At 38.4% G+C, this 25169-nt stretch carries 16 protein-coding genes and 2 pseudogenes; 4 read left to right on the top strand and 14 right to left on the bottom strand.

Annotated features, from left to right (window positions below):
* Nucleotides 1–2857 (top strand): glucosyl transferase (locus ADH51_RS03070; protein ID WP_065427693.1); only part of this gene is annotated, 2857 nt, incomplete at its 5' end.
* A 111-nt stretch (nucleotides 2858–2968) separates the two neighbouring features.
* On the opposite strand, the gene ADH51_RS03065 is transcribed toward ADH51_RS03070, so the two are convergent.
* The 10 genes from ADH51_RS03065 to ADH51_RS03020 all read right to left on the bottom strand — a co-directional run bounded on the left by ADH51_RS03065 (nucleotide 2969) and on the right by ADH51_RS03020 (nucleotide 11827).
* Nucleotides 2969–3979 carry a hypothetical protein gene (locus ADH51_RS03065; RefSeq protein ID WP_048674309.1) on the bottom strand — a complete coding sequence of 337 codons (1011 nt, stop codon included), beginning with the start codon at nucleotides 3977–3979 and terminating at the stop codon, nucleotides 2969–2971.
* Between the two features lie 181 nt (nucleotides 3980–4160).
* On the bottom strand, nucleotides 4161–4919 hold the full coding sequence (locus tag ADH51_RS03060; protein ID WP_048674308.1) for a CPBP family intramembrane glutamic endopeptidase: 759 nt from the start codon (nucleotides 4917–4919) through the stop codon (nucleotides 4161–4163).
* A 166-nt stretch (nucleotides 4920–5085) separates the two neighbouring features.
* Nucleotides 5086–6471 carry an MFS transporter gene (locus ADH51_RS03055; protein WP_048674306.1) on the bottom strand — a complete coding sequence of 462 codons (1386 nt, stop codon included), beginning with the start codon at nucleotides 6469–6471 and terminating at the stop codon, nucleotides 5086–5088.
* A 25-nt stretch (nucleotides 6472–6496) separates the two neighbouring features.
* The gene (locus tag ADH51_RS03050) at nucleotides 6497–6907 is read right to left on the bottom strand and encodes a MarR family winged helix-turn-helix transcriptional regulator (protein WP_053091503.1); all 411 of its coding nucleotides are present in this window, start codon (nucleotides 6905–6907) and stop codon (nucleotides 6497–6499) included.
* A gap of 128 nt (nucleotides 6908–7035) precedes the next feature.
* The gene (locus tag ADH51_RS03045) at nucleotides 7036–7599 is read right to left on the bottom strand and encodes a sugar O-acetyltransferase (RefSeq protein ID WP_048674304.1); all 564 of its coding nucleotides are present in this window, start codon (nucleotides 7597–7599) and stop codon (nucleotides 7036–7038) included.
* Between the two features lie 105 nt (nucleotides 7600–7704).
* Nucleotides 7705–8772: a sensor histidine kinase gene (locus ADH51_RS03040; protein ID WP_037600667.1), complete on the bottom strand. Its 1068-nt coding sequence runs from the start codon at nucleotides 8770–8772 to the stop codon at nucleotides 7705–7707.
* Complete coding sequence (locus ADH51_RS03035; protein ID WP_048674301.1) at nucleotides 8757–9431, bottom strand: response regulator transcription factor; 675 nt, start codon at nucleotides 9429–9431, stop codon at nucleotides 8757–8759. Before ADH51_RS03035 ends, ADH51_RS03040 begins: the two co-directional genes overlap by 16 nt.
* 224 nt (nucleotides 9432–9655) lie before the next feature.
* Nucleotides 9656–10327 carry a hypothetical protein gene (locus ADH51_RS03030; protein ID WP_048674299.1) on the bottom strand — a complete coding sequence of 224 codons (672 nt, stop codon included), beginning with the start codon at nucleotides 10325–10327 and terminating at the stop codon, nucleotides 9656–9658.
* Entirely contained in the window at nucleotides 10308–11117 is an 810-nt protein-coding gene (locus ADH51_RS03025; RefSeq protein WP_048674297.1) for a hypothetical protein, read from the bottom strand. Before ADH51_RS03025 ends, ADH51_RS03030 begins: the two co-directional genes overlap by 20 nt.
* Nucleotides 11111–11827: an ABC transporter ATP-binding protein gene (locus ADH51_RS03020; protein WP_048674296.1), complete on the bottom strand. Its 717-nt coding sequence runs from the start codon at nucleotides 11825–11827 to the stop codon at nucleotides 11111–11113. The genes ADH51_RS03025 and ADH51_RS03020 overlap by 7 nt, the downstream gene beginning before the upstream one ends.
* 450 nt (nucleotides 11828–12277) lie before the next feature.
* On the opposite strand from ADH51_RS03020, the pseudogene ADH51_RS10145 reads away from it, so the two are divergent.
* Nucleotides 12278–12411, top strand: a pseudogene (locus ADH51_RS10145) (ISL3 family transposase); the annotation flags it as partial.
* Between the two features lie 76 nt (nucleotides 12412–12487).
* Here the strand turns inward: ADH51_RS10145 and ADH51_RS03010 are convergent.
* From ADH51_RS03010 to ADH51_RS03000, 3 genes are all read right to left on the bottom strand, one after another.
* Nucleotides 12488–13237 (bottom strand): MBL fold metallo-hydrolase, encoded by a 750-nt coding sequence (locus ADH51_RS03010; protein WP_048674294.1) that lies wholly within the window; start codon nucleotides 13235–13237, stop codon nucleotides 12488–12490.
* Nucleotides 13238–13506: 269 nt separating this feature from the next.
* On the bottom strand, nucleotides 13507–17490 hold the full coding sequence (locus ADH51_RS03005) for a mucin-binding protein (RefSeq protein ID WP_048674292.1): 3984 nt from the start codon (nucleotides 17488–17490) through the stop codon (nucleotides 13507–13509).
* A 779-nt stretch (nucleotides 17491–18269) separates the two neighbouring features.
* The gene (locus ADH51_RS03000) at nucleotides 18270–22619 is read right to left on the bottom strand and encodes a glycoside hydrolase family 70 protein (protein WP_082160353.1); all 4350 of its coding nucleotides are present in this window, start codon (nucleotides 22617–22619) and stop codon (nucleotides 18270–18272) included.
* A gap of 627 nt (nucleotides 22620–23246) precedes the next feature.
* Here ADH51_RS03000 and ADH51_RS02995 point away from each other — a divergent pair.
* On the top strand, nucleotides 23247–23690 hold the full coding sequence (locus tag ADH51_RS02995) for a hypothetical protein (RefSeq protein WP_048674291.1): 444 nt from the start codon (nucleotides 23247–23249) through the stop codon (nucleotides 23688–23690).
* Between the two features lie 203 nt (nucleotides 23691–23893).
* Here ADH51_RS02995 and ADH51_RS10205 read toward each other — a convergent pair whose 3' ends face one another.
* Nucleotides 23894–24118, bottom strand: coding sequence for an LPXTG cell wall anchor domain-containing protein (locus ADH51_RS10205; RefSeq protein ID WP_225998700.1), 225 nt, complete (start codon nucleotides 24116–24118; stop codon nucleotides 23894–23896).
* Here ADH51_RS10205 and ADH51_RS10200 point away from each other — a divergent pair.
* A pseudogene (locus ADH51_RS10200) lies at nucleotides 24099–25169 on the top strand (hypothetical protein); the annotation flags it as partial. The gene ADH51_RS10205 and the pseudogene ADH51_RS10200 sit on opposite strands and share 20 nt — an antisense overlap.

Genomic DNA, 25169 nt, shown 5'->3' with positions numbered 1-25169 from the left:
AGTACATTCTAATTTTACTGGACCTAAGTCCAAAAAACGTCTGATTGCATTCTCATGTGCAACTGCTCTTGCAGGTTTTGCCCTCATCGCAAAGCCTGCCTTCGCTGAGGAAGCTAAAGCTGATAACTCATCAAACCTTGATGTGAACGCTACTACCACTGCAAATGTGGAAACTACCGCAGACCTCGTAGAAACTAAGGTTGTCGAAGCTCCTGCTACTACTGAAAATTTAGGCACCACTCAAAGCACTACAAATGTCTCAGAACAAGCCACAACTTCTGCTGCAAGCTCTGAAGTTGTCAGTGAAACTGCCTCAACAACTGCAAACGAAAGCCAAACTCCTACAGAATCAGTTGCAGGCCAAACACGTGAAGCCGTAACTACAGACCGAGCTGCCAGCGAGACAGCTTCAGTACCTAATGAAACAAACGTCACTGGTGGTCAATACTATAGCGACGACCAAGGCTACTGGCATTACAAAGATGCTAGCGGTAAAGACCTGACTGGACCACAAACTATTGATGGCGTTAAGGTCTACTTCAATCCAGGCGGTGTTCAGGTTAAAGGGGGATTTGGCTGGGACGGTCACTATTATGACAAAGACTCTGGTGCTCTTGTTACTAATAAATTTGTTGAAGAATATGGTAGAACCTATTACGTTGATGAAAATGGTAATAAGGCAATTGGTTCTAAAGAAGTTAATGGAGCGTGGTATTATTTTGAGCAGTATGGTGAACTAATTAAAAACAATTTTGCTCCTGATGGCCGTTATTATGACAAATATGGTAAACAAGTGGATTTCGGAACAAACCGCTATTTCGAATTAAACGGGGAATGGTACTATGCTGGAAATGATGGTGCTATTTTAAAGGGACCACAAACCATCGATGGTGTTAAGGTTTACTTCCGACAATACGGAGCTCAAGTCAAAGGATATTTTGTCAAAGATGAGGGGGATAATAAATCTCGATACTACGATAAGGATACTGGTGCTCTTGCCACCAATCAATATGTTATCGCTTATAATCCTTACAAACATCGAAATGAACGTTATTATGTTAACGACCAAGGAATTCGGTTAACTGGTCCTCAAACAATTGACGGTAAACAAGTCTACTTCGATACCTACGAGGGAAGCCAGGTTTTCGACAATTTTGCTGACGATGGTTACTTTTACGATCAGGACGGAAATCGTGTTGATCTTGGTGCCAATCGTTATGTTCAAATCAGAGACAATTGGTACTATGTCGGTAACGATGGAAAAATTTTAACCGGTGAACACATTATTGATGGAGCTCACGTTTATTTTGAATATGGAGGTAAACAAGTTAAAGGAGATTTTGACTATAAAAATCAATTTCACGATAAAGACTCTGGAACTTTAGTTACTAATCGTTTCGTTACCGTTAATGACAAGACCTACTTCATTGGAGCAGATAGTAAGGCTATTAAAGGAGCGACCGTCATCGACAACATTGAATACTTCTTTGACGAAAAAACTGGCGCTCAGGTTAAGGGAAATTTCGCAAGTAACAAAAAATATTATAACAGTACTACTGGTGCTCTCGTAATCAATAGTTATGTCCAAGTCGACAAAGACTGGTACTACGTAGGCAATGACGGTAAACGGCTTAAAGGTTCTCAAACCATTAACAATGTTCCTGTATACTTTGACCCTTATGATGGTAAACAAGCCAAAGGTGTCTTTGGTAATGATGGCTACTTCTACGACAAAGATTCTGGTGCTAAAATAGACCTTGGTACCAATCGCTACGTTTACATCAACGATAACTGGTACTATCTTAATGGAGAAGGAAAAATCCTTAAAGGCGATCAAACCATCGACGGGGTACAGGTTCACTTTGATCCATATTATGGTAATCAAATTAAAGGAGAATTTACCGATAGTAATGGGCATGCGGTTAAAGCAAACTCCTATACTAGCCCAGTTAAGTACTATGATAAAAATTCTGGAGCTCTTGTAAAAGGTCAATACTTTAGCCATGATGGTAAATGGTACTATGCAGATGCAGAAGGTAATATCCTTAAAGGCTCACAAACCATCGATGGGGTACACGTCTACTTTGACTATAATGGTGTACAAGCTAAAGATACTGTTCTAGATGGTTACTACTACGATAAAGATAGTGGAGCACGAAAAGAACTCCCTCGTGATCAGTTTATTAAGATTGGTGACGATTTATACTACATTAGCAGTAATGGACGAACTGGGAATATAACTATTGATGGTAAGGATTACTATGTTGGTCGATATGGTAGAGTTCTTCGTGGTTCCTTTAACGTATACCAAGAGCCACCTTACTATGATGACGAAACTGGCGAAGCTGTGAAAAAAACTGGTTTTGTTAAATCTTATGGTCGTTGGTACTATATAGAGGAAGACGGAAAAAAAGCAAAGGGCCTTAAAGAAATTGATGGTAAGCTTTATTTCTTCTCTAACAATCCAATGAACAAATACGAAACGCACGAACAAGTTCGTGGACAATTAGCTAGACCTTACTTTTATATTTCCTTCCCAAATAGAGCAGAAGACAACCCAACTTACTACTTCGACGCTGAAACTGGAGCTGCTGTAACTAACCAATTCATCTATGCAGATGGACACTGGTACTACTTCGGTAAGGATGGCAAGGCCCTCCTCTTCGATCAAGTCGTCAATGGTCAACACCTCTACTTTGATTATGAAGGGAAACAAGTGAAGGGTGATTTCGTTACAGACTACAAGGGAACTCGTTATTACGATGAAAACTCTGGTGAGCTCGTCACCAACCAAACACGTACCATCAATGGTGTGACTTACCACTTTGATGAAAATGGACGTGTGAAGCAATTGTAAGATAAGTCCGCAAATCGACTAAAATTATTCTCATTCGTCATACAGATAAACGACAAACAAAAAGTCCAAATCAAACTATTGATTTGGGCTTTTTGTTAGGTAAAGAATTTATTAGTCCTTTTTCAGTCTTTTTAGGTGTTTATAGAGACCGAAGGCCCGATCCAATTGCATAGATTCGATAGGACGTTTGCCCTTGATATAGAGATTTCCATTGGTCGCATTCATCAACCCTGTCTTAGAAATGGCATAACCGGTGATCATACCGCTATAAAGGAATTTTTCCAATTCCTTAACATCTAAAACTCTGCTTGAAGGTTCAAGAATACCATATTCTGCTTCATAAATATCCACTAGTCTTTTAAACTTATAGGCTGTTTTTATGGGCATATCTCCGACATTTCCCTTGGCATAATAATGATAGAGATTCTGTGGGCTTAAGTCTGCAGATGCCACCTCTTGACCATTGGGCGAGTAAGGTTGTGATTTAATGAAAGTATTAAGCTTGCCAATATCAATGTGAGAGTCGCTAACATTTTCCTTAGGAATAGGACCTTCAACCTTATCAACAATCTCCCTTCGTCTTATAGTTGCCAACAATTCATAAGGCTCGACTCTAAGTCTTTTGGAAAATTTTTCCAAAGTATCAAGCGATACCGTTCCTGTTTGATTGATCAGGTTATAGTTGGTTTGAGCCATACCAGATGAGACTACAAAGGCTGTCATGCGTTCTCTGACTTCCCCCTCAGTCATATCTTCCGTGATTTCCAGCTTCTTGCGAATGTTGTGCCACAAGTTCTGGGTGACCTGATCAGGATCTCTTGGAAACTCAAAACCCTCATGCTGATTATCTCGAGCTAAGAGCTTCCCAAGTGTAATGTTTTTCCCAGTCACCTTTGCCAGACCGTTAGTAATGGTTACAATCTTTGGAATATTTCCCTTAGGCTTGTTCATAAAAAGCATCCGAAGACTTCCTGACGGAATCCCCGTAGCTTCTGAAAGCTCTTTGTAACTCTTCTTGTCTTTCCAAAATTCCCCCATACGAGCTTTTTCCGCATTTTCCCAGAAAAGCTCCTTAAGGGGTTTGGGGGCATTCAGCTCATCCGAAAATAGTCGTTTTGACATCATTGTCTCCCTCTAAAATTGCTGTTTAAAAATTAGTCCAAATCTATTATCTCATATTTTTAATAAAAATCAAATCATTTCCTAATCAATAATCATTACAATCGGCTATTCGTTTAGAGTTTTTCTTGGGTTAATTGAGTACAACAACTCCTCTCGTACTTAAACGAGGGGAGTTGTTTTACTAATAATTCCAGTTGACCAAGAGATAAATGAGGCTTGAGCCAAACATATCCGCTAAAGCATGGGCTAAGAAGAATGGAAGGAGGTTTTTAACCTTGTATTTATAAAGAAAATAATAGAATAGACCAAAGACCACACCGATAACCAGAGCCCATAGCATGCCCTGATAGGTATGGAAGGACACACGGACAATGGTTGAAAAGACCAAGACCCACCATTTATACTTGTCCTTTACTGAGGTCAAGAGCCCTAAGAAGAAAAATTCCTCGTAGAAACCGTTGAGTAGTGCATAGGCAATAGCCATAGGCGATAAGGCCATAAACTTATCAATCACAGCCATAGGGCTAATAAAGGCTAGAACCTGAGGACTAAAGTAATTATACTGACCTGACAAAGTGCTCACCATATCGGCAAATAAGCCCATGATAGCAAAAATAAAAGGTACCCAAAAGAGAACAGACCACTTTAGGCGTATAGGTAATTGTTTAAAGTCAAAATGACGTATCCAGAGATATATAATCGCTAAGGTTAGGAGAATAATCTGCAAGGTGAAATTACTTGAATAGCCTGCTCCTTCACTGGCTGTATTTGTTGACGTCTCGGTAACTGTTGTCGCTACGGTCGGAGCCAAACTTGCCAAATATATTTCAGTCGAACGGACAATAAACTGTCCAAACATAATGAGCGTAACAATACCGATATCAAACCACCTCAGATTCTTTAGTGGTTGTTCGGGACGAATTTTCTTTAGTAAAGGCATAGTCTCTCCTTCTTCCTCGTATCTACAACGAAAGGTCTTTTTTTCTTTAAACTTATTATAAGTCATAATCCTTAAACTAACACTAAAATTTGCAGTAAAATTAGTAGTTCGCTTAAGGAAAGAAAAAAGCAAGGGAAAGCATGTTTCCTTTGCTTCAATTTAATTATTAATCGTTCTTTTTGACGACGCTCACAAGTACAATAAGTTGGAATACTGCTAAAACAAGTAAAACCCTAAACCCATTTCGACTTCCTTGTGCTGTTGCTTGCGCAAAGTCAATCTTGTTATTAGCTTGACTCATAGCAACAATTAGAGAGGCTAGGGTTGTTCCCACTGCTCCTGCAAATTGTTGGAGCGTATTAAAAATGGCATTGGCATCAGCGCGTTGATCAAGTGACAATTGTTTCTGTCCATTAGTCATGACATTACCAAAAGCAACTCCAAGCCCCGTCATAAAAATCATGTAAAAGACGAGGATTAAAGTATTTGAAAGCGAGAGACCAAACAGGGTAAAGAGCAGCTGAGCAAGGACAATCAGACTAGCTCCAATCAAAATTGGTTTACGAGCCCCCATTTTATCAAGAATAATACCTGAGAAAGGAGCAAACCCAGCACCAATCAATGCCCCTGGGAGAAGCATCAGGGCGGCGAGAGTGGTATTAGAGTGGTTAACCAACTGCACATAGTTTGGCAAGAGGAAACTCATCGCAAGGGAACCCAATTGAAAAGAAAAGAAAGCGATGATATGACCTGTCAGTTTACGATTTTTCAAAATAGAGAGGTTGATGATGGGATTTTCTAATGTTGTAGAACGCCAAATCAAAATGACAAGACCTAAGATCCCAATCAAAAGCCAACCTAAGACTGAGAAGCTGAAGAAGGCATGTTCAGCAACCCCATGAAGACCTAAAATCAGTCCCAAGAAAAGAAAGATGGTAGCCACTAGACTGAGGATATCTAAAGATTCACGTTTAACCTCACTCTTTTGCTCAATCGAGCGAAGCCCTGCAATCAGTGAAGCCAAGAGAATAGGAAACTGAATGAGGAAGATAGAACGCCAACCAAAATGCGCTGTCAAAAGTCCACCAACAGTTGGTCCAATCGCCGGTGCAACTGCTGTAATCAGTGTCCCAACTCCCATCATGAGACCAATCTTACGACTTGGCACCTGCTCCAAAATGATGTTAAACATGAGAGGTAGGGCAAAACCAACACCCATCCCTTGAACCAATCGTCCCAAAACAACAAAGCTAAAACTAGGCGCTATAAAGTCGATGAGAACACCTAAGATAGACAAGAGGTTTGCGACAAGAAAGATGGTTTTCATCTTGAATGAACGCTTGAGATAGGCAGATAAGGGCACCACGCAAGCAACGACTAATAGGTAGATGGTTGTAACCCACTGTACTGTTGACGTATTAACCGAAAATGCCTTCATCAATATGGGAAAGGTGATATTCATAGCTGTTTCACCAGCCACTCCACAAAAAGAAAGGATTCCTGTCGCAAAGATGGCACATAGGATCTTGGTGGAGATTTTTTCGTCTGACATGAGTATTTGTTCCTCCTAGATAAACTTAAATATTGTGGTAGTGTTGTAAGATTTTAAGAAAGACTTCTCTCTCTTCAGATGAAAATTGCTGGGCAAACTCTTCCTCTTCTTTTCGAAGATAGGATTGACAGGCAGACGCGATTTTTACTGCCTTATCCGTTAAAACAACCGCTTTTTGCCTAGCGTCTTTCGCTGAGGTATGTCGTTCGATAAGGCCTTTTTTCTCCATCCGCTGTAAGAGAACTGTCGTTGTCGAACGCTGAATCTCAAATTCATGCTCAATGTCACGTTGAAATACCTCATGATTAGCATGATTGGTTATAAAATCGATAATGGCCATCTGATTTCCAGTCAAATCATACTGCCTAGCAAACTGATCAAAGTGGCGCATCATATTGTTATTGGCTTGCTTCAACAAGCGTCCAAAATGGTCCAAAAAACAACTCCTTAACTCTATTGTTAGCTAACTAGCGATTAACAGTATAGTAGAATTATTAACTCAAGTCAATAGATTCTTTCAAAAAATAGAAAAACTCAAGAACTTAAATCCTTGAGTTGCTTCATTTAGTCTTTCTTTACAGGAATTTCCTTAATAACACGCGCAGGGTTTCCACCTAGAACCACATTATCACCGAAGGACTTAGTCACAACAGCGCCTGCCCCAGCTACTACATTATCCCCTAGGGTAACGCCAGGAAGGATGGTCACGCCTCCACCAGCCCAGAAATTATCACCGATAGTAATTGGAGCCCCATATTCAAGGCCTGAATTACGCTCGGTTGGATCAAGCGGATGTAAGGGCGTCAAAAACTGACAATTAGGGCCAATCATGGCATTGTCACCAATCCTGATAGGACAGACGTCTAGCATAGTCAAGTTCCAGTTAGAATAAAAATTTTCACCGATATAGATATTAACACCGTAATCCGTAACGAACTGAGGATTCATGGCAAGATTTTCACCAGTCGAACCAAACCAAGATTTGACAATTTCAGCTCTCTTGAGACGGTCAGGTTCCGCATTAAAGGCCATTTGGTTTTCTCTCGATTTAGCTGCTAGGGCACGTAACTCAGGGTCGCTAGGCTTATAAAAATCACCCGCAATCATTTTTTCATATTCTGTCGGCATGGCATACTCCTTTTGTGGTTGTTTTCCTATATTGTAGTATAGAAGTGATGTTACCACAAGTGAACAGATATAAACTAGCTAAATATCTCAACTTAAAAAATATTACTAAATATAAATTGTAACCATAGCTCCATTATTTTCATTAGAAAGTTTCAGTTCCCAATCATGAAGTTCTACGACTCTTTTTACAAAAGATAACCCTATTCCAAAATGGTGATTTTGAGAGTCGTTTCCTGACTGATTATCTTGGTAAAAGAGCGATCCTACATTATCAATCATATTAGCTGAGAACCTTGAGCCATCGTTCCAAACCGATAAAACAATCTTATTTTGCTTAGAAGATAATTTTATAACTATCTTTGGCATCATTGATTGACTATAGGACATTGCATTATTCACTAGATTAGTAATTGCTCTTAAGAATAATACTAAGTCAATATGAATAGTAGTATCAGATGGGGTTTCATTCAATACATTTAAAACACAAGTTCCAGTTGTCAGAGGAGTTAATTCTCTAATCAAACATGACGCAAGCTGCTCCGAAGTAATATGCTCTTTATTGATATTATCTTTATAAAATGTTTTTGAATATTGAATAAATTGATTAAAATAATTATCTAGCTGTTGACTTGAAGATTCGATATCTAATAAGCATTGAGTTAACTCAGGAGACAAATCAAATGTCTGAAGATACTCAGCATTACCTGAAATTATTGTTAGAGGTGTTTTTAAATCATGTGCTGCGGAAGACACTCTGAACATTAGCTCTTGCTTTTGTTTCTTCTCTTTTTCAAGCATCTTTTGAATTTTATCCTGCATCTTCATAATATGTTCTTTTGTCTCAATAAATTCAAATAACCTTAGTGGCTTAGAGTATTTGTTATTGTCTGAATATAAGCTTTGTTCATATACTGTCTTCATCTCTCTCTGAATTTCATATAGAAGTTTTTGTACATTTCTTACAATTATAACAACTAAAATGACACAAAGATAAATCCACGAGCTAACACTAAAAAACATAGTAAAGCTATTCACATTGTTAGCATTAATTCCTTCAACCGCTGTAAATAGGGCAGGAATAATGTAAAAAAAACAAATGCATAACAAAAATTGAAAAATAATTTTCAAATAAGTTGCTCTTATCAACTGCTTTAATGTTATTGATTTTGCCATTTATATCCCCCACCCCAAAGAGTTTTAATTGGATCAATACCATAAGGTTTCAATTTTTGTCGAATCTGATAGATATACTCTGTAATACTTCGGTACTGAACTTCTGAACTTTGAGGGTACAAATATTCATAAAGCTCCTCTACACTAAAGATTTTAGTTTGATAGGTAAACAACAAATATAATAAATTAAATTCCCTTCTCGAAAGAGAAATACTATTACCGTCTACTATTAATTCCTTTCCTACCCTATCAAATTGAAGTAAACCACTAGTCTCAGTATCTCCGACAGAAAGTAGCCTTTTATCTCTTCTAATATGCATTTTGACTCTTGCAACCAACTCCTTCATACCGAATGGTTTGGTAATAAAATCATCTGCACCTATTCCAATAGCTTCAACAATATCTTCTTCAAGGTTTTTAGCAGTTATAAAAATTATGGGTGTTTGAATCTGACTTCTGATACTACTACAAATGTCAATACCACTCACTGGCATCATTATATCCAGTAAAATCAAATCAAATCCTATGAAGTCACATAGGTTAATATCTTTAACAGAATTTCTAGTTTCAACTACATAGGAGTTTTTCTCCAGAATATTCTTAATCAATCTTAAAATTTTTAAATCATCGTCAATAACTAGAATTTTAGACTTTACCATTTTTTTCCTCGTACGTTTTGAATATATTGTAACATAATTAAAAATCGAAAATACATTTCAAAATTAGCATATAATTGATAGTTCAATAAATTGACTTTCTACCAAATCTCAATAATGCTCATTTTTAAGTAACAGAATATGTGCTCCAAAGTCTTGTATCTATTTTTCAGTCAATCTATCTAAATTCGATGTTGTCTCATCTAAAAAAACAATCTTTATTTGACTTACTTTAAAAATTCCTTTCTAATAAGGCAATAACTCGTAAAGAATAATCCAAAAAGCCAAATTATAAATACAATAAAACGCATTATAGAATAGTTTGTATGTATTAGCTGAAAAACTAAATCATATATTATTATACTTGAAGCTATTGGTAAAACCCTATCTATAAAAGGCAACACGAGTATAGGAAATAATAGCAAAATTGCAAGTGCAATCATTGAATTACCGAATAAAAAGGAAAAAGAGTAACCCGCTAAAAAGTATACAACTGAACCAAACAAGTAATAATAAAAATTTACTTCACTATGAATACCCTGACTAAACATCATTACTATTAAACCTGCTAATACTGACTGTGTTAAACATTCTAGTAGATCTATTAATAATATGTATAATGTTGCCTTCACCCTACTTCCGTTGTTCAGGTAAACTTGCTTATAACTTTGTGTCCTCAATTCTACACTTGCATTTAAAACTCCATTCCCTAAAAAAGAGAACGATATTATAGTTAATAAAACAGAACTGTTAAAAGTGAGAGAATCTCCATTAACTTCGAATTTTAGATATCTTAATAAACTTATTATAATAACAAATACTAACTGAAATAATAAATAAACCTGTATAGGTAATAAACTATATTTTTTATAAAATAAGCTATGCAATTGGCTTTTCATTCTTCTTCCCCCATTTTATTTTTTCTAAATAAAATAAACAAATCATAGTAAGGAAAGTTTCAAATAATAGAAGAATCGCTCCATATAATTGAGTTGTCTGACCGGCTTCGATCCTACCAAAAGCAAAAGACTTAGCCCCAATTAAAGGTAATAAATTGTCTAAAATAGGTGAAATTGCCTTAAGTATGCCTGATAAAGAAAAAACTAACAATAAAACTATCACAATCAAAGAAGGAATTGATCTTTTTGTTATTTTTACAAGTAATAGAGAGAGTAAATTAAGTGTAATTGTAAAAGCTCCTATTCTAGTGAAAACATCAAGCATTAAGCCCATAGACAGAATACTTTGTAACTTACTAACTAACATGAATTTTAGAAGTAATGCATTTAATAAAAACAACGTAAAGGTCGTCATTATTGAAATAACAATTATACTAAATATCTGTGAAAACAACCTTATTTTCCAGTTAGCACAAATTAGTGATGAAAACTCATCCTCACCAAATTGATAATCAGTTGCTAGAATTAATGCTGATAATATAGGCAAAAATAACACGGTTGCCTGATAAGGAGATGATAAAATAGCATCTCTCACCGTTCTATAGGGAGTTTCAATTATATTTGGATCAATATTTACTGAGTTGGCAGCACCGGTGTGTAGTGCATTAATGACTTGAATATTTTGATATGAAAAAAACAAACTAACTACAACTAAGATAAAAAATCCCATTTTAAATAAAGTTAGATGGCTATATTTATATAAATACCCCTTTATAACTTGACTTAACATTTTACACTACTCCTTTCGTATACAGAGCTAAAATAGGCATTTTCAAAACTATCATATTGATTCAATACTTGCTCACGTTTGTCATTTAAAACAACATGACCATTTGAAATACCTACAACTCTATCTACGGTTAATTCAAGTTCGCTCATATAATGGCTAGTTAATAGTACTGTTTTTCCTTGTTTCACAAAGTCTTTGAGAAACTCTCTTAACCAACGGATTCCCTCTGGGTCCAACCCATTAATAGGTTCGTCTAAAATCAAAATATCTGGGTCTGCAAGTATTGCTGTTGCCAAGCCTAATCTTTGCTTCATTCCTAAAGAATAATCTTTGATTTTCTTCTTACCAACATCTTTTAATCCAACAATTTCTAAACATTCAGTACAACGTTGCTTACTTAGTCCACAAGAAAGTGCAATCCATCTTAATTGCTCATAACCAGTTCTACTTGGATAAGGTTGATAACTATCTAAAAAAGTTCCTACTATTGAGATTGGCTCAACTCCTAACTCACTATATGTTGTTCCTAAAATAGTTGCCTTTCCACTATCAGCTGACTCCAACCCTAATAGTATTTTTATTAGGGTTGATTTCCCAGAACCATTAGGTCCGATCAAACCAGTAATTTCACCTTTATTAGCTTGAAAAGTTATATTTGATAATACAACTTTGTCATCGTATGTTTTATTTAAATTAGTAATATTAATCATTTTGTTTTCCTTTGACGAATAGAACCTTTTGAAATTTCATAAATTAATGCTTTCACCAATAGGCTTATTATCAAACTCCACCCATGCATATGCATTAAAAGGGGAAGTTTTAAAATCTGAAACCCAATCTGGAGAATATCTTGTTATAGTGAAGGTACCTTTCACTATAATTGTAGTTTATCAATATCTTTTCGGAAAAAAATCAGAGTTAATAGTTTTACATATTTTTAATAAAAAAATGTTCTGAGATAGTCTTTAAACATCTTATTTTAGATAAGAAACAATCCACAAAAAAATCCCAAGTGCTCTATGCAACTTGAGATTTTATTTGGCGTTATAATTTCTGTAGTGGTTAAAACTACTGTAGAGGTTATAGAGCTTTTGAATGTACACAAAAAGTCCCATAAGAACTGTAACGAAAAGCGACCAAACCATCATTAGGAAGAACTCATGAGACTTATTAAGAATACCACAGAATTAATCGGAATTACAGATCCAAATATCATTGTTTCACTCGTTTTGAAACTGATACTCACATCGAGATTCAAGCAAAACTCGATTGTCCTGAACCATCATGCCCTCATTGACAAGGAAAGGCTAATTTGCTTTTGTGGCGTAAAACTCCCATACCAAAGCAAGTAAAGTCTTTATTCTACTTAATTATATATCGATGGTCTCACCTACAGCTAAAACCTTATAGCCTGCTGCTTCAACTTCTTTTTTAGTTGTCTTGTAATGACTATAATCATCTATATGAATGGGATAAATCCTTTTAGGTTGAAGGAGATCTTTCATTCGATTTAACATCTTCAAGTCCATGGTAAATGGTCCACCGAATGAACCTGATTTTACAGCGCCTAAATTAGCAAATATAGCATCTATATTTTGAGGAACATTTTTTGTTAAACCTGGGTACAAAACAGTATCACCGGTAAAATAAATGACTTTAGTTTCTGACGAACTTGTAATTGATATTTGATAACCATTCACTTTACCAACAATCTTTCGTATGATGTAGTTGCTGGCATGATAAGCCGGTAGTGCTTTAATGGTGATACAATAGTCAGCGACTTGAAATGATTGTTCTTCTCCCCATTTTAAAACACTATTATTTAAGCATGACACGCCATTTAAGATTTTCTTATTAGGAGAAATGACTGTTTTACTCTTCAAATAATCTTTCCCTACATCATCCAAATGATCTTGATGCCCATGAGTAATTAGCCATACATCAACTTTACTAAGAAGAGACTTATCCTTATGAACATCAGTTTGTTTCTCGGAGACAAATCCTTTAAACTGAACTGATGTTCCTTTAGGAGACAAGTCAGGATCAATTCCAATATGAAATTGATTATCAATGGAAATGACGCCACATGCAACGCCACAATAAGTAAACGAAATAGACATAGTACCTCTTTTTATAACGACCATGAATTGAAAAACCAGTCATTAACAATAATGGAATGAGCATTTAAGTGCACAGCTCTTGTAACTAGATTATAGTTTTTATCATCACTTTTATCAATACCAGCGTATGTTCGATACCTTCTTTTACATTTATAATGCTAAGTTTCCACAAATCTCAGTTAGGTAATCAACAAAAAAATCCCAAGTGCTCTATGCAACTTGAGATTTTCTTTCTGTCTGGGCATACCTGAGTCATTCAGGTCTTTATATTATTTGTCTTTTTGATCTTTGTGATCTTTTTTATTTTTCTTCTTACGTCCGTTGCGACCAAGTCCTAGGCCTGTTACCGATACGGTGAAGCCTGCGATATTGATGGTTTCTTCAATCTTACCTTTGCTTGCTTCTTCCTCATTTGAGAGATTAATTGGCATCTTGTGTTTAGAGCCTTTACCCTCAGCTTGACTTGAAACAGGTGCTTCAAAGTCATCGCCTGGTCCATAAGTTACTGGTCCCTCATGAGATTCCACTTGTTCTTCGACTTGGTCGAGAACTTCTAGGTCTTGAACCTCTTCAACAACGATATCGTCTGCCTTGTTTTCTTTAGGTTTACCATTGATATCACCTGTAAGCGGGATATAAACAACGGTTTCTTCAAGGTTACGTTGACCAACGGTCTTACCTTCAACCTTATCCTTATCAGCGCTGTAGCCTTCTACTTCTGGTGTGATGACTGTTTCAAACTGACCTTTATTTGAAGTCCAGTAGCTTGAACCAAGCTCTTCACCTGTAACCTTATCAATGGTCAAACTACGTGTCCATTGAGCGGTTTGGATGTTATTAGCAGGAAGTTCTGCTTGTCCATCGCTAGATGTGTAGAGAACTGTGAAGGTTACATCTTTGATATAGCTTTCACGTTCTGGCCATTTAGCACCATCAGGATTTGCTGGGTTAATTGGTGTACCAGCTTCTTGGATGTTATCTGGACCTACTTGAACGGTACCATGACGAAGGGTAACCATGAAGTTTTGGTCAACATGTGAATCACCATCAAAGATAACACCGTTTGTGAAGCCATCTGCAAGGAGGGTATAACCACGATCGCTATAGTACTTGATGCGCTCGATTGTTGAGTAATCGATAACTTCGCCTGATTTACCAAGTAAGTCAACCACTTCAAGTTTCTTACGAGTTGTGCCATCAACATAAGTAACTGTAGCTTTCTGAGCATCCTTAAGGTAAGTTACTACTTCCATGATTTCAGGTGTTTCTACAGAAACATCTGTCATTTCAGCTACTTCCATACGGTCTGGTGTAAATCCAACAACCTCTGGAGAAGGAACAGCTGAGAAGCCAGCTTGAGTACTTGACCATGCTTCATAATTGATAGCGCCTGTCACAAGGTTAACGTTAGCCAAACGTTTGAAATCAAGAACTTCAACGTAGTCGTCGCTAGCCAAACCACCTTCTTCGAAGACATACTGGATTGTACGTGTCACATCGGCACGGTTTTCAAGCATCTCTACGCTATTTGGCCAAACTGGACTATTAACATCGTTTGGATCTACGACTTCACCTGCAACTGGTGCTGGCATATCTGGGTCAATAAGAACCAAACGTTCACGAAGAACAACTTCGAAGACTTGATCAAAGTCTGAGTCACCATTGTAAGTGTGGTCAAAGGCTGCCGCATAACCATCGTTAACGAGCTCGTAACCTTGTTTAAGCAAGTTTGCGATTTGTTCATCAGTAGAGTAGTCAATCTTTTCACCTGAGCTTCCGACGACGACATCACGAGTCAATTCTGACTTATCAAGCTCATGCATGTAAAGGATAATAGCTTTTTGCTCATCCTTAGCATAAACCACGTTGGTATCTTGACCTGGGTGTTCTGGAGTAATAAAGGCCTTTTCAGAAATGTAACCAAGAACATCTGGAACAACTGTTTCCATAGCCATGGTTGGATCTTCAGGATCGTTGTTGTAGCTTGGAGTAGGTGCATTTTCAATAGGTGTACCATACTCATCTACTGGAATAATCTTACCAAGCTCTGTGTAAGTTACTGTATCTTCCACTTCTGGAAGGTCTGGGCGAACTTCAAGACCACCAGCTTGACGTTTATCCGCATAGAAGCCATCTACAACTGGAACTTCTACAACATCGTAAGTGAAGCTGTCTTGATCCCAAGTGCTTGTTTGTTCCACTTGGTTAAATTTACCGTGGAAGCTGAAGCTATCTTGGATGTTGATAACTGGATCTTTGTAGCCTGCACCTTGGAAGGTAACCGTTTGTTTCGTATCTTGCGTGATATCATCCAAGATTGGCTCGTAAACCAAGGTTTGGTCCATGCTGAGGTCAATTGGCAATACCAATTCACTTTCAGCTTGGTAGCCAGCAACTTGTGGTGCTGGTGTCTCAATAACTTGCGTAGCATCTTGAGGATCATTAGCATAATGAACTGGCTCTGCATCTGCGATTGGATTACCAAAGCTATCAACAGGGATAATCTTACCAAGCTTTTTATAGGCAACACTATCTGTTGCTTCGGGTTTATCAGGGGTAACAACCTGCATACCAGCCACTGCCTTGTCCGCAAAGTAACCTTCGATAACTGGAACATTAACCTTAGCGAAAGTATAGCTGTCTTGATCCCATGTGTAAGTGTCTTCTGCTTGGTTGTACTTACCAGTGAAGCTGAAGTCAGACTGAATATTAACAGACGGTGTTGCTTCGCCAGCTCCTTTGAAGAAGACAGTTTGCAAGGTTGGTTGCGTTACATCTTCAAGGATTGGAGCGTACTCAACAAGAATATCGTCTGTCAAGCTCTCAGGCATGACACTTTGTTGCATTGGACGGTAACCCGGAATGTGAGGAACAAGAGTTTCACTAACCTTAGTTGGGTTATTAGCATCGTTGTTGAAGGTTGGCGTTGGCACGTTTGGAATCAAACGTCCATTCGCATCAATAGGAATGATCTTACCAAGTGGAACGTAGGTAACGGTTTCTTCTATATTATCCTCAGTAACATCTCTACCCTTAACCTCTACTCTATCCGCAAAATAGCCTAAAACTACTGGTGCATAGATATCATAATACTTGGTTTTGTTTGGAGACCACTCTGTCTCATCAACAAGCTCACCTGTAACCTTGTCGAAGGTAAGAGTACGCACCCAATAAGCCTTTTGCACATCTGCATTTGGCAAATCAGCATTGCCATCTGTACTTCTGTAAAAGACTGTGAAGCTTACTTCTTTTTCGTAAGCATACTTAGATGGCCACTTAGGTCCATCTGGATTATTAGGATTGATTGGAGTATCTGGGACTTGTTCATTGTCAGGTCCCACCTTGGCAACATCGTGTTGCAAGAGGACGAACCACTCTTGATCATCAATATCTTTATCATCAAAAATGGCATCTTTAGGGAATTCGTCCTGAATCAAGTCATATCCCATGTCCTTGAAAGTCTTGATACGTGTTGCTGTCCCGTATTCAATCGCTTCACCCAATTCACCGGTCAACTGGTCACTAACCAAGTAAGCACCAGTAGTTTCATCAATATAAGTGATGCTGGCTTTCTTGAAAATTTTACGATACACAACCGGAGTGTCGGCTCCTGGTTTGTTCGGTACTACACTTTTAATATCTGTCATATAATCTTGAACAGCTGGTGTTGCTGTCTCACCCGCCTTTCGTGGATCTTTTTTGTTATTGTTATACTGCTTAGTCAAAGCACCTGGAATATATTCCCCATCTTCTGTCACAGGGATAATGCGTCCCAATTTCCTATAGGTCACATGTTCCGTTACCGTTGGCACATAGGGCGTGACAACGTTAAAACCCGCTTCCTTTTGGTCAGCGAAATAGCCCTGGACAACTGGTACCGATATCTTAGGATAGGTATAACTGTCCTTGTCCCATTCGATTAAACCAGTCTTCCTATCCCTAGTCCCTGTGAAGACATGGTTTTCCATGACTTCAGGATCTGGAGTTAGCGAATCCGCTCCTTGAAAGATAATCTCCTGCTTGGATGGAATCCTTACGGTTTCCGATTGAGCATGATTATCAAAGAGAACTTCGTCAGCTCTGGCAAAATCTAATGGAGAGGGGGCACCGTGGTCAGAGCGACTTTTTGGGTTAGTCAATAATTTAGAAAGATCTATAGTATCAACTAAATCAGAGTCCACTGATTTATGTGCAATATGCTCTTCGGCAGTTCTTGCTGCTGCTTCAGTCGCATCTTCCCTATAGGCTCTCAAAAATACTCCCCCTTTCTTCTTTTTATGAGAAATAAAATCCTTTACTTGCTAAGTTCTCATGGAAATCTTTTCTATTAAGATTTCATTTTCCCTCAGAGAAGCTAACAAGTTCTTATCAAAGATTAAAATTTTTGATATCTCTTATATATACTATAATACGAGAATCGAATTTTTACAAGTAAGGTGTAAGAACTTTAATCATTTTAACCCCTAAGTGAAAAAATAGTGCTTTAATGTGCAATATCTATCAAGTAGTTTACGAAAGTGACATCAAAATGAGATTACCCCGATAACTTAAATGATGAGTCTTTAATGGAGTTTTCTCTCCCTAAAGACACTCTCATAAGAAATAGACTATAAACTATCACAACTACTTCTCATCTTTGAAAGACTAGAACCTTACCTCAGTTGTAAGGGAACAACCTAAGAGAATGGCACAGACAAGGTCCGTGCCTAGTCCTCGACTATGGAATACCAATAAATAACTGGCTTTACTCCTAGTATAGATTGACTTTGACGCTTCGTCAATAGATTGGAACCATTTAATGAAAATCCCTAAATTCAAAGTTATCTCGTATTAAATTATGCATTAATAATAGTTACTTGGATTAGGTTATTTTGATGTCATCCTTGGCACCAAATAGTCAGAGGTATTTTCACAACTAACTCAAGAAACGGGTTAAATTGACTATTCACAGTCCACATCTAAGTCTTTACGGAAACCCAGTTACGCCATAAAAACCGAGACTGTTGTCTCGGTTCATACAGTTTGGAAACGATTAGATTTGACCTCGGCCTTCACCGTCAAAGTAAATCCACCATCCTGGACTTACTTCAACCCAACGGTTAACTGCCATTTCACCTGAATTTGGATCAAAGTAACGAACAACACCGTTCACGCGAACCAGATGACCTTTGATTTGTTTACCATTTTTATCAAAGAGGAGATTTTGACCATTGATATTAACCATGCCTTTGACAGCATTACCATTACCATCGAAGTAATACCAGCTACCATCAATTTCGTGGAATTGATTGCGGTAAAGCTCACCTGAGTTTACATCATAGTAACGAAGGTTACCATCTACGTTTGCCAAAGCACCTTTGACCTGACGACCATTTTGATCAAAGTAGAGGTTTTGACCATTGATGTTTTGTGAACCTTTTACGGCTGCTCCATCATTATTGAAGTAAGCCCAAACACCTGGATCAATTTCAGCAAAACGGTTGCGAGCCATTTCGCCTGAGTTAGCATCATAGTAACGGATAGTGCCGTTCTCATTAACGGTACGACCTTTAACTTGGACACCATTGTTGTCGAAGAAGAGTTCTTGACCATTAATGTTTTGGTGACCTGTTACACGTTTACCGTTACCATCATAGTAAGCCCAAACGTTATTACCAATTTGAACGAATTGGTTACGTCCTGATGCATTATTATTGTTATCTGGTTTTGGATCTTGTTTACCATTTGCATTCAAGACACCGTTTTGGTCATAGTAGAACACTTGACCTCTGCGGTTTTGACGATAACCATCACGCAACTGCACACCATTAGCGAGGAAGAAGTATTGTTTACCATCAATAGTCTTTTCACCGATTGCCATGCGACCTGAGTTATCAAAGTAGTAAACATTGCCGTCGTTATCTTTGATGAAGGCATTCTTAGCACGTTTGCCATCGTTATAACGATAGTAAACACTGCCCCAGCTCTTCTCGAACTTACCACTACCATCACCGTTTTGGTTGTCGTTGTTAGTTGATTGGTTGCTTCCGACTACTTTTGGAAGGCTAACTTTACCACCATTTGTACCATAGTAACCACTTAGACCATTCTTAAGCACGTACTCTGAACCACGGTCAAGAATGTTAGTACCATTCATGTACTTCGCAGACCACTGTGTAATTTTCTCGTCAGTAGTCATACGTTTACCAGTAGAGATTTGAACACGGTCAAAGATTTGTGGATAAAGACGTTTCAATTCATCAATGAAGGCACCACCATATTTACCTTGATAGTCGTTACCAAAAGTACGTGTCTTAGCAGCATAGAGGCTATGATTGATGATTGCGCCGTCTTTAGTTTCACCATAGTTATTAACACGAGTTGCAGTGACCACTTCGTCACCTGGAAGGTTGTAGATTTGGTCTGGAACCCAGTCAGCAATCGCTGAGATACCTACAGCGTGGAGCGATTTAAGAGCTGCTTTCAAGTCAGCCAATGAACCGTACTTGTTGTCCTTGCTCATACCAATATCATAACGGTCTGTAAAGGCATAACCATTTTGGATGACTGAGTCAAGGAAGCTACCGTCATCACTTGAAACGTATTGTGGGGCAAATTCGAATGATGTGATACCCCATGATTTGAAGAGGTTTGCATTTTCAGCAATCTTCTTATTAGTGTATTGTGATGAATCTTGGACGAAGTCTTGGAAGTTAGAGAAACCTTCGTAGATAACTTGTGAATCAAGGGCAGCATTTGATTCGTAAACCAAACCACTGCTGTTCTTTTCTTTACTTGGTGCCACACGCACGTCTTGAGTTTCAGAAGCACCTACTGGTACCCAAACCGCAAGGTAACCATCAACTTGAGGGTTACGAATACCACGGATTTCGCTTGCATTAAATGTCAAATTACCGTTACCATCAGTGTATTTGACAATACCGTTAGCATCGCTGTCATTCAAGTAAGTAGCCACACCATCCTTTGTTGTCAAAAGCAATGGGCGATAAGCTTGATTACGGTGAGCCGCACCCATGTTAATAGTCAAGTTACTTGTCAAACGAAGGGCAGGTTGGTTTGAAACGATAACTGCCATACCTTGGTTACGTGTTTCTGCTGTACCAGCATCAGAAGCACTGTTAGCCCCTGTACCATAACGTACAGAAGTCAAGACACCTGCAGCATCCCAACCATTCGTATTACCATAACCGATGTAGTTAACCTTCATATCTTGACCACCAGCTGCATAGCGGATACGGCCTTTCAAGAGGGTTTCAATAGCATCGTAATATGGTGATTTTTGAGCCATATATTGACCATCATCTGTGTACATGTCTCCATAGTAAACACGTGGCACAGTGTCCTTATGCGTAAGCATCAAGGCATATGCTGATGGGATATTATATTGTGTGTACTGCTTATTAGCACTACGCATGTCTCTGTTGTAGATTTCAAAGGCTTTCTTCATTTCATCAAGAGTGAAGGTATTCCCTGTTGATTGAGGGTTGATTTCATTTTTGATGATTTGACCAATGATTGATTGTACCTCAGAGTCATGAGCACGCACAAAGGCGTAGTTAGCCATACGTTTAGAGTTTTTACCACCTTCAGAACGGTCATTTAAACTATTTGAAATGAGTGGTTCAACTCCTGAACGGTTACCAATTGGACGCAAGAGTGAATATACCAATGCCAAGTGCATAGGGTCATCCATTGGCAATTGAGCACCTTTGGTGTCTTCATTGTAATAGGCATCATTGTGAGACCATGCTTCCAAGATAGACAAGTGCTTAATAGCTTGTTCTTGGCTTTGATCAGAACCATACTTAGCTTTGAAGTAATCTGAAGCAATTTGGAGAAGGTCAGCATTGACATTATCCACGGCATCGACACGAACACCATCAAAGTTTTCATCTTCAGAACCACCAGTGATAGTACCGATGTTCATGATGTAGTGGAGCCAGTTCAACTGCTCAGCCTGAACCGCTGGATTTGAGTTGTCAATATCATTTGCCAACAAGAATTCAAAACCACCGTTACTTGTATCCTTAGTATACTTAGGATTGCGTTTACCTGTTTGGCTAGTTGGTGTGCGGTTCAAGAGACGATAGTCAGAGTTAGCATGGCTTGTACGACTATCGTTGTTATAGAGAAGGGCACCACCTTGCAAGTGGTCACTATTATCAAGATTTTCAGAAGTTGAATTCCAACCTGGTTGGGTCTTCACGAAATTTTTGATAGTTGTACGCAACCAGTCAGTGTTACCTTCACGCGCAATACGTTCTTCAATACGCTTTTGAACTTCAAGCGCTGCTTGGTCCATCTGAGTTTGTGAGCTGAATGACGTATAGGTCTGATTGGTACCGAGACCTTGCTCCTTCATGTAGTTGAGGTAGCTCGCTTGGATAGCCTTGCTTGGCCACCAAACTGTAAGCAATGGACGTTTGTCATTTTCAGTTGAAGCAGTCCACTCTTTACCATCTTTCAAGATTTCTTTTGGACGGTACCATGTGTTGGCAGTGAAGTAACCATCAACAAGTTCGATATCTTTATCAGTTGTACCATAAAAGGCATTCTTGTCACCATTTACAGTAACGTTTGTGTTTGTGCTATCAGCTGATGAACCTGTTCCACCGTTCTTGTCGAAACGGTATTCTTTTTGATTAGACAATTCACCAGTTTCAGCGTTGAAGTATTGGCTTCCGCCGTTACGTTCAAGGACATAGTTCTTACGAATAGTGCCGTCATCTTCAACGTAGTATTGTTTTCCATCAATTGTTTTGATGTGACTTGGACCATCAGTTACGACATTGTTAGTTGCTGGAAGGTCGTTGTTTACTACTGTGACAGTATTGTTGGCATTGTTAGTATTGCCGTTAACTGGGGTAGCACGACGGCCTCCTGTAGGACCACGTCGAGCACCAGTCGCACGACGTTCACGTGTCGCTGCGCGATCAGTAACTGTTGTTGTGTCAGTTGTAGTGTTGTTATTTGTCGTATCAACAGCTGTATCATTGGTTGCTGTTGTATCTGTTGTAGTTGCCGCACGATCAGTACCGACTGTCGCTGCCGTATCAACAGCATTCGCTGCAACTGTATTTGTAGTATCAGTTGTCAAATCGAAAGTTGCTGTTGGAGCGGCTTGATCAGTTGCGACATCGTTTGTCGCTGCAACTGCTGTAGTTGGATCCTGAGCAGCCGTTGTATCGTTAGATACAGTACCCGTATCAACAGTAATATCGGGGATGGCTACAGTAGCATCCGTGTGTTCGTCGGCCTGAACGACACCGTCGTTAGTTCCTAAAGAAACCGCTGAGACTGCACCGAGTGACATCCCTGTAACTGCGATGGTTACCCATTGTTTCTTAACTTTGTGCATTTTATAATGTACTTTTTTGTCCATAATAAAAAGACTCCTTTTTCCCATTTATAGCTTCATTCTAAATCATTGAAAGCTTTTTTTCAATAAGATTCGATAAATTTTCATAATTTTTAGAAAAGTCCTTTTATTGTTTTAATAACATTAGTTTTAAATGAGTGTTTAGAATTATAAACATGCTCATTTTAGTTCGTTAAGAAACAGATAACTGACACTCTATGGCTATTTAGAATGATTATTGATAAGAGACTTCTTTTAATGGGATTACAAGGAAATCTAATGAAAATTCACAAAATCCTTAAGGTACTTCTCTCAAAGCGACAAAAAATACCATCCTTACCAAACCATTAGGTCTGTCAAGATAGTGTCTTTTTTAGACTATCTTCTCATACAAAATCTAAATTCTAACTATCTAAGCCATTCATTACTTACTGAGGTGTCAAAGGGTCAAGTTTGGTCACTCTAGTGCTAATTAAAAATACTCTTTTCCATCAAAAACGAAGGGAACAGAAACTAGATTATAGAGCGACAAATCATCATAACAAATAGTTCAAATACCTATCTACCCTGCTGAAAACAAGGAAAAAGGAGTATAATAAAGGTGAAAAGAGTTAAACTATTTAGAAACAAATAGAGGGGTAGGTGAGAAAGATGTCAGTACAACATACAAACTTCAACACAAGCCAAGATAAGGGTCAGACTGGTCAAGAGGTCAATAATCAAGAGCTCATTAAGAAGAACTCTCCAGACAACAGGCTTGCTTCTATTCTCCTTGCAGTCGCCTTTTATTTAGCTATCGTTTATCTTGCCTTATTTTTGCTCTTAGGACTGTCAAATCCTTGGGGAATAGTTATAATGATTTTCCTAGCACCTAGTTTGATTAGTTTTATCATTGCAACTATTTTTACAGGTGTTGGGCGTAAAAAAGCTAATAAAAACTTCTTATACACAAGCATCGTTTTTTATATAGCTTCTATCGTTTTGGCCTATGACCCTGACTGGGGAGTTTTTCGAGTTGTACCGATTCTGTTAACTATTCTCGTAACAGTGGGAACAGTCATGTATAAACAAGATAATGAGCAAGACAACAAATAAGAGACCATGTTCAAGTGGTCTCTTATTTGTATGTAGTCATTAGTATTTCAAAAGGTCAGTTCCATTTTGAAACTACGACAACATCTCCAAATCAAAAAACACCTCCTAGCTAGAATGGTTATCTAACATGAAGGTGTTTTTTATTGTGCTTATCTGAGCATTGTAAAGACTTTTACAATCCTGAAATACGAATAGTCTTCGTCCTATTCTTCATTTTTCCTACGTTTGGCAAGAAATCCAAGACCAGTTGCAGTTGCCAAGGCACCCAAGGCCATACCTAATGATGAGTCTTCCTCACCAGTCTTAGGAAGCGCTTGGCTACCATGTTTGTGCATAGGATCCTTCACTTCAGAAGTTGATTCTGAAACACTTGTTGAAATACTTGTTGAAATACTTGTTGAAATACTTGTGCTTTCAGAGGCACTCAAGAATGCCGATGTAGAGACTGACTCTGATACTGAAACGCTTGATGAAGCAGTTTCTGAGGCAGACAATGATGCACTTGCACTTTGCGATTCGCTCAACGATACAGACTCACTTGTAGAAATCAAAGAACTTACTGAGGCTGATTGTGATTCAGACATAGACGCACTCGCTGAAACTGACACTGAGTTCGATACTGATTGTGACTCACTGATTGAAGCACTTACTGATGCACTTTCAGAATTTGAAACTGAAGCGCTCAATGAGGCTGACTCGGATACGCTGACTGATTCTGACTCTAACGCTGACAGTGACTCAGATACACTTGTTGAGACTGAAACGCTTGATGAAGCGGATTCTGAGGCAGATGCACTTGCACTCTGCGATTCGCTCAACGATACAGACTCACTTGTAGAAATTGAAGCACTTACTGAGAATGAAACAGACTGTGATTCTGAGACTGACTCACTTACTGAAGTTGAAACTGAGGCAGATGTACTTGCTGACGCTGATGTAGACAATGACTCAGATACACTTGTTGAGGCTGAAAGACTTGCTAAGGTACTCAATGATGTTGAAATACTTGTTGAAGCACTTGTGCTTTCAGAGGCACTCAAGGATGCTGATGTAGAAGATGACTCGGATACTGAAACGCTTGATGAAACAGTTTCTGAGGCAGATACACTTGCACTCTGCGATTCGCTCAACGATACAAACTCACTTTTAGAAATCAAAGAACTTACTGAGAGTGACTCACTCAGTGATACTGAGTTTGAAACAGATTCTGATTCAGACACTGATGCACTCGCTGAAACTGATTCTGAGTTCGATACTGATTGCGACTCGGAAATTGAGACACTTACTGAAGTTGATACTGAGGCAGAGACTGATGCGGATGCACTTGCTGAAGCTGAGACGCTGGATGAGACTGACGCAGAAACTGAGGTTGAAACAGACTGTGATTCTAATACAGACGCACTTGTTGATGCAGACTCTGAAATTGAGGTACTTACAGAAGTTGACTCTGAGGCTAATGCTGAAGCGGACGCAGACAAT

The organism is Streptococcus sp. 449_SSPC (assembly GCF_001073005.1).
Lineage (GTDB): Bacteria > Bacillota > Bacilli > Lactobacillales > Streptococcaceae > Streptococcus > Streptococcus salivarius_F.
This window is presented reverse-complemented; position numbering and strand designations above follow the sequence as displayed.

Excerpts from the sequence above, each read along its gene's own strand:
- ADH51_RS03060 (WP_048674308.1), bottom strand. The coding sequence starts at position 4,919 with ATGCCTTTACTAAAGAAAATTCGTCCCGAACAACCACTAAAGAATCTG.
- ADH51_RS02995 (WP_048674291.1), top strand. The coding sequence starts at position 23,247 with ATGTCAGTACAACATACAAACTTCAACACAAGCCAAGATAAGGGTCAG.
- ADH51_RS03010 (WP_048674294.1), bottom strand. The coding sequence starts at position 13,237 with ATGTCTATTTCGTTTACTTATTGTGGCGTTGCATGTGGCGTCATTTCC.
- ADH51_RS03055 (WP_048674306.1), bottom strand. The coding sequence starts at position 6,471 with ATGTCAGACGAAAAAATCTCCACCAAGATCCTATGTGCCATCTTTGCG.
- ADH51_RS03020 (WP_048674296.1), bottom strand. The coding sequence starts at position 11,827 with ATGATTAATATTACTAATTTAAATAAAACATACGATGACAAAGTTGTA.
- ADH51_RS03045 (WP_048674304.1), bottom strand. The coding sequence starts at position 7,599 with ATGCCGACAGAATATGAAAAAATGATTGCGGGTGATTTTTATAAGCCT.
- ADH51_RS03000 (WP_082160353.1), bottom strand. The coding sequence starts at position 22,619 with ATGGACAAAAAAGTACATTATAAAATGCACAAAGTTAAGAAACAATGG.
- ADH51_RS03065 (WP_048674309.1), bottom strand. The coding sequence starts at position 3,979 with ATGTCAAAACGACTATTTTCGGATGAGCTGAATGCCCCCAAACCCCTT.
- ADH51_RS03025 (WP_048674297.1), bottom strand. The coding sequence starts at position 11,117 with ATGTTAAGTCAAGTTATAAAGGGGTATTTATATAAATATAGCCATCTA.
- ADH51_RS03035 (WP_048674301.1), bottom strand. The coding sequence starts at position 9,431 with ATGGTAAAGTCTAAAATTCTAGTTATTGACGATGATTTAAAAATTTTA.
- ADH51_RS03030 (WP_048674299.1), bottom strand. The coding sequence starts at position 10,327 with ATGAAAAGCCAATTGCATAGCTTATTTTATAAAAAATATAGTTTATTA.
- ADH51_RS03040 (WP_037600667.1), bottom strand. The coding sequence starts at position 8,772 with ATGGCAAAATCAATAACATTAAAGCAGTTGATAAGAGCAACTTATTTG.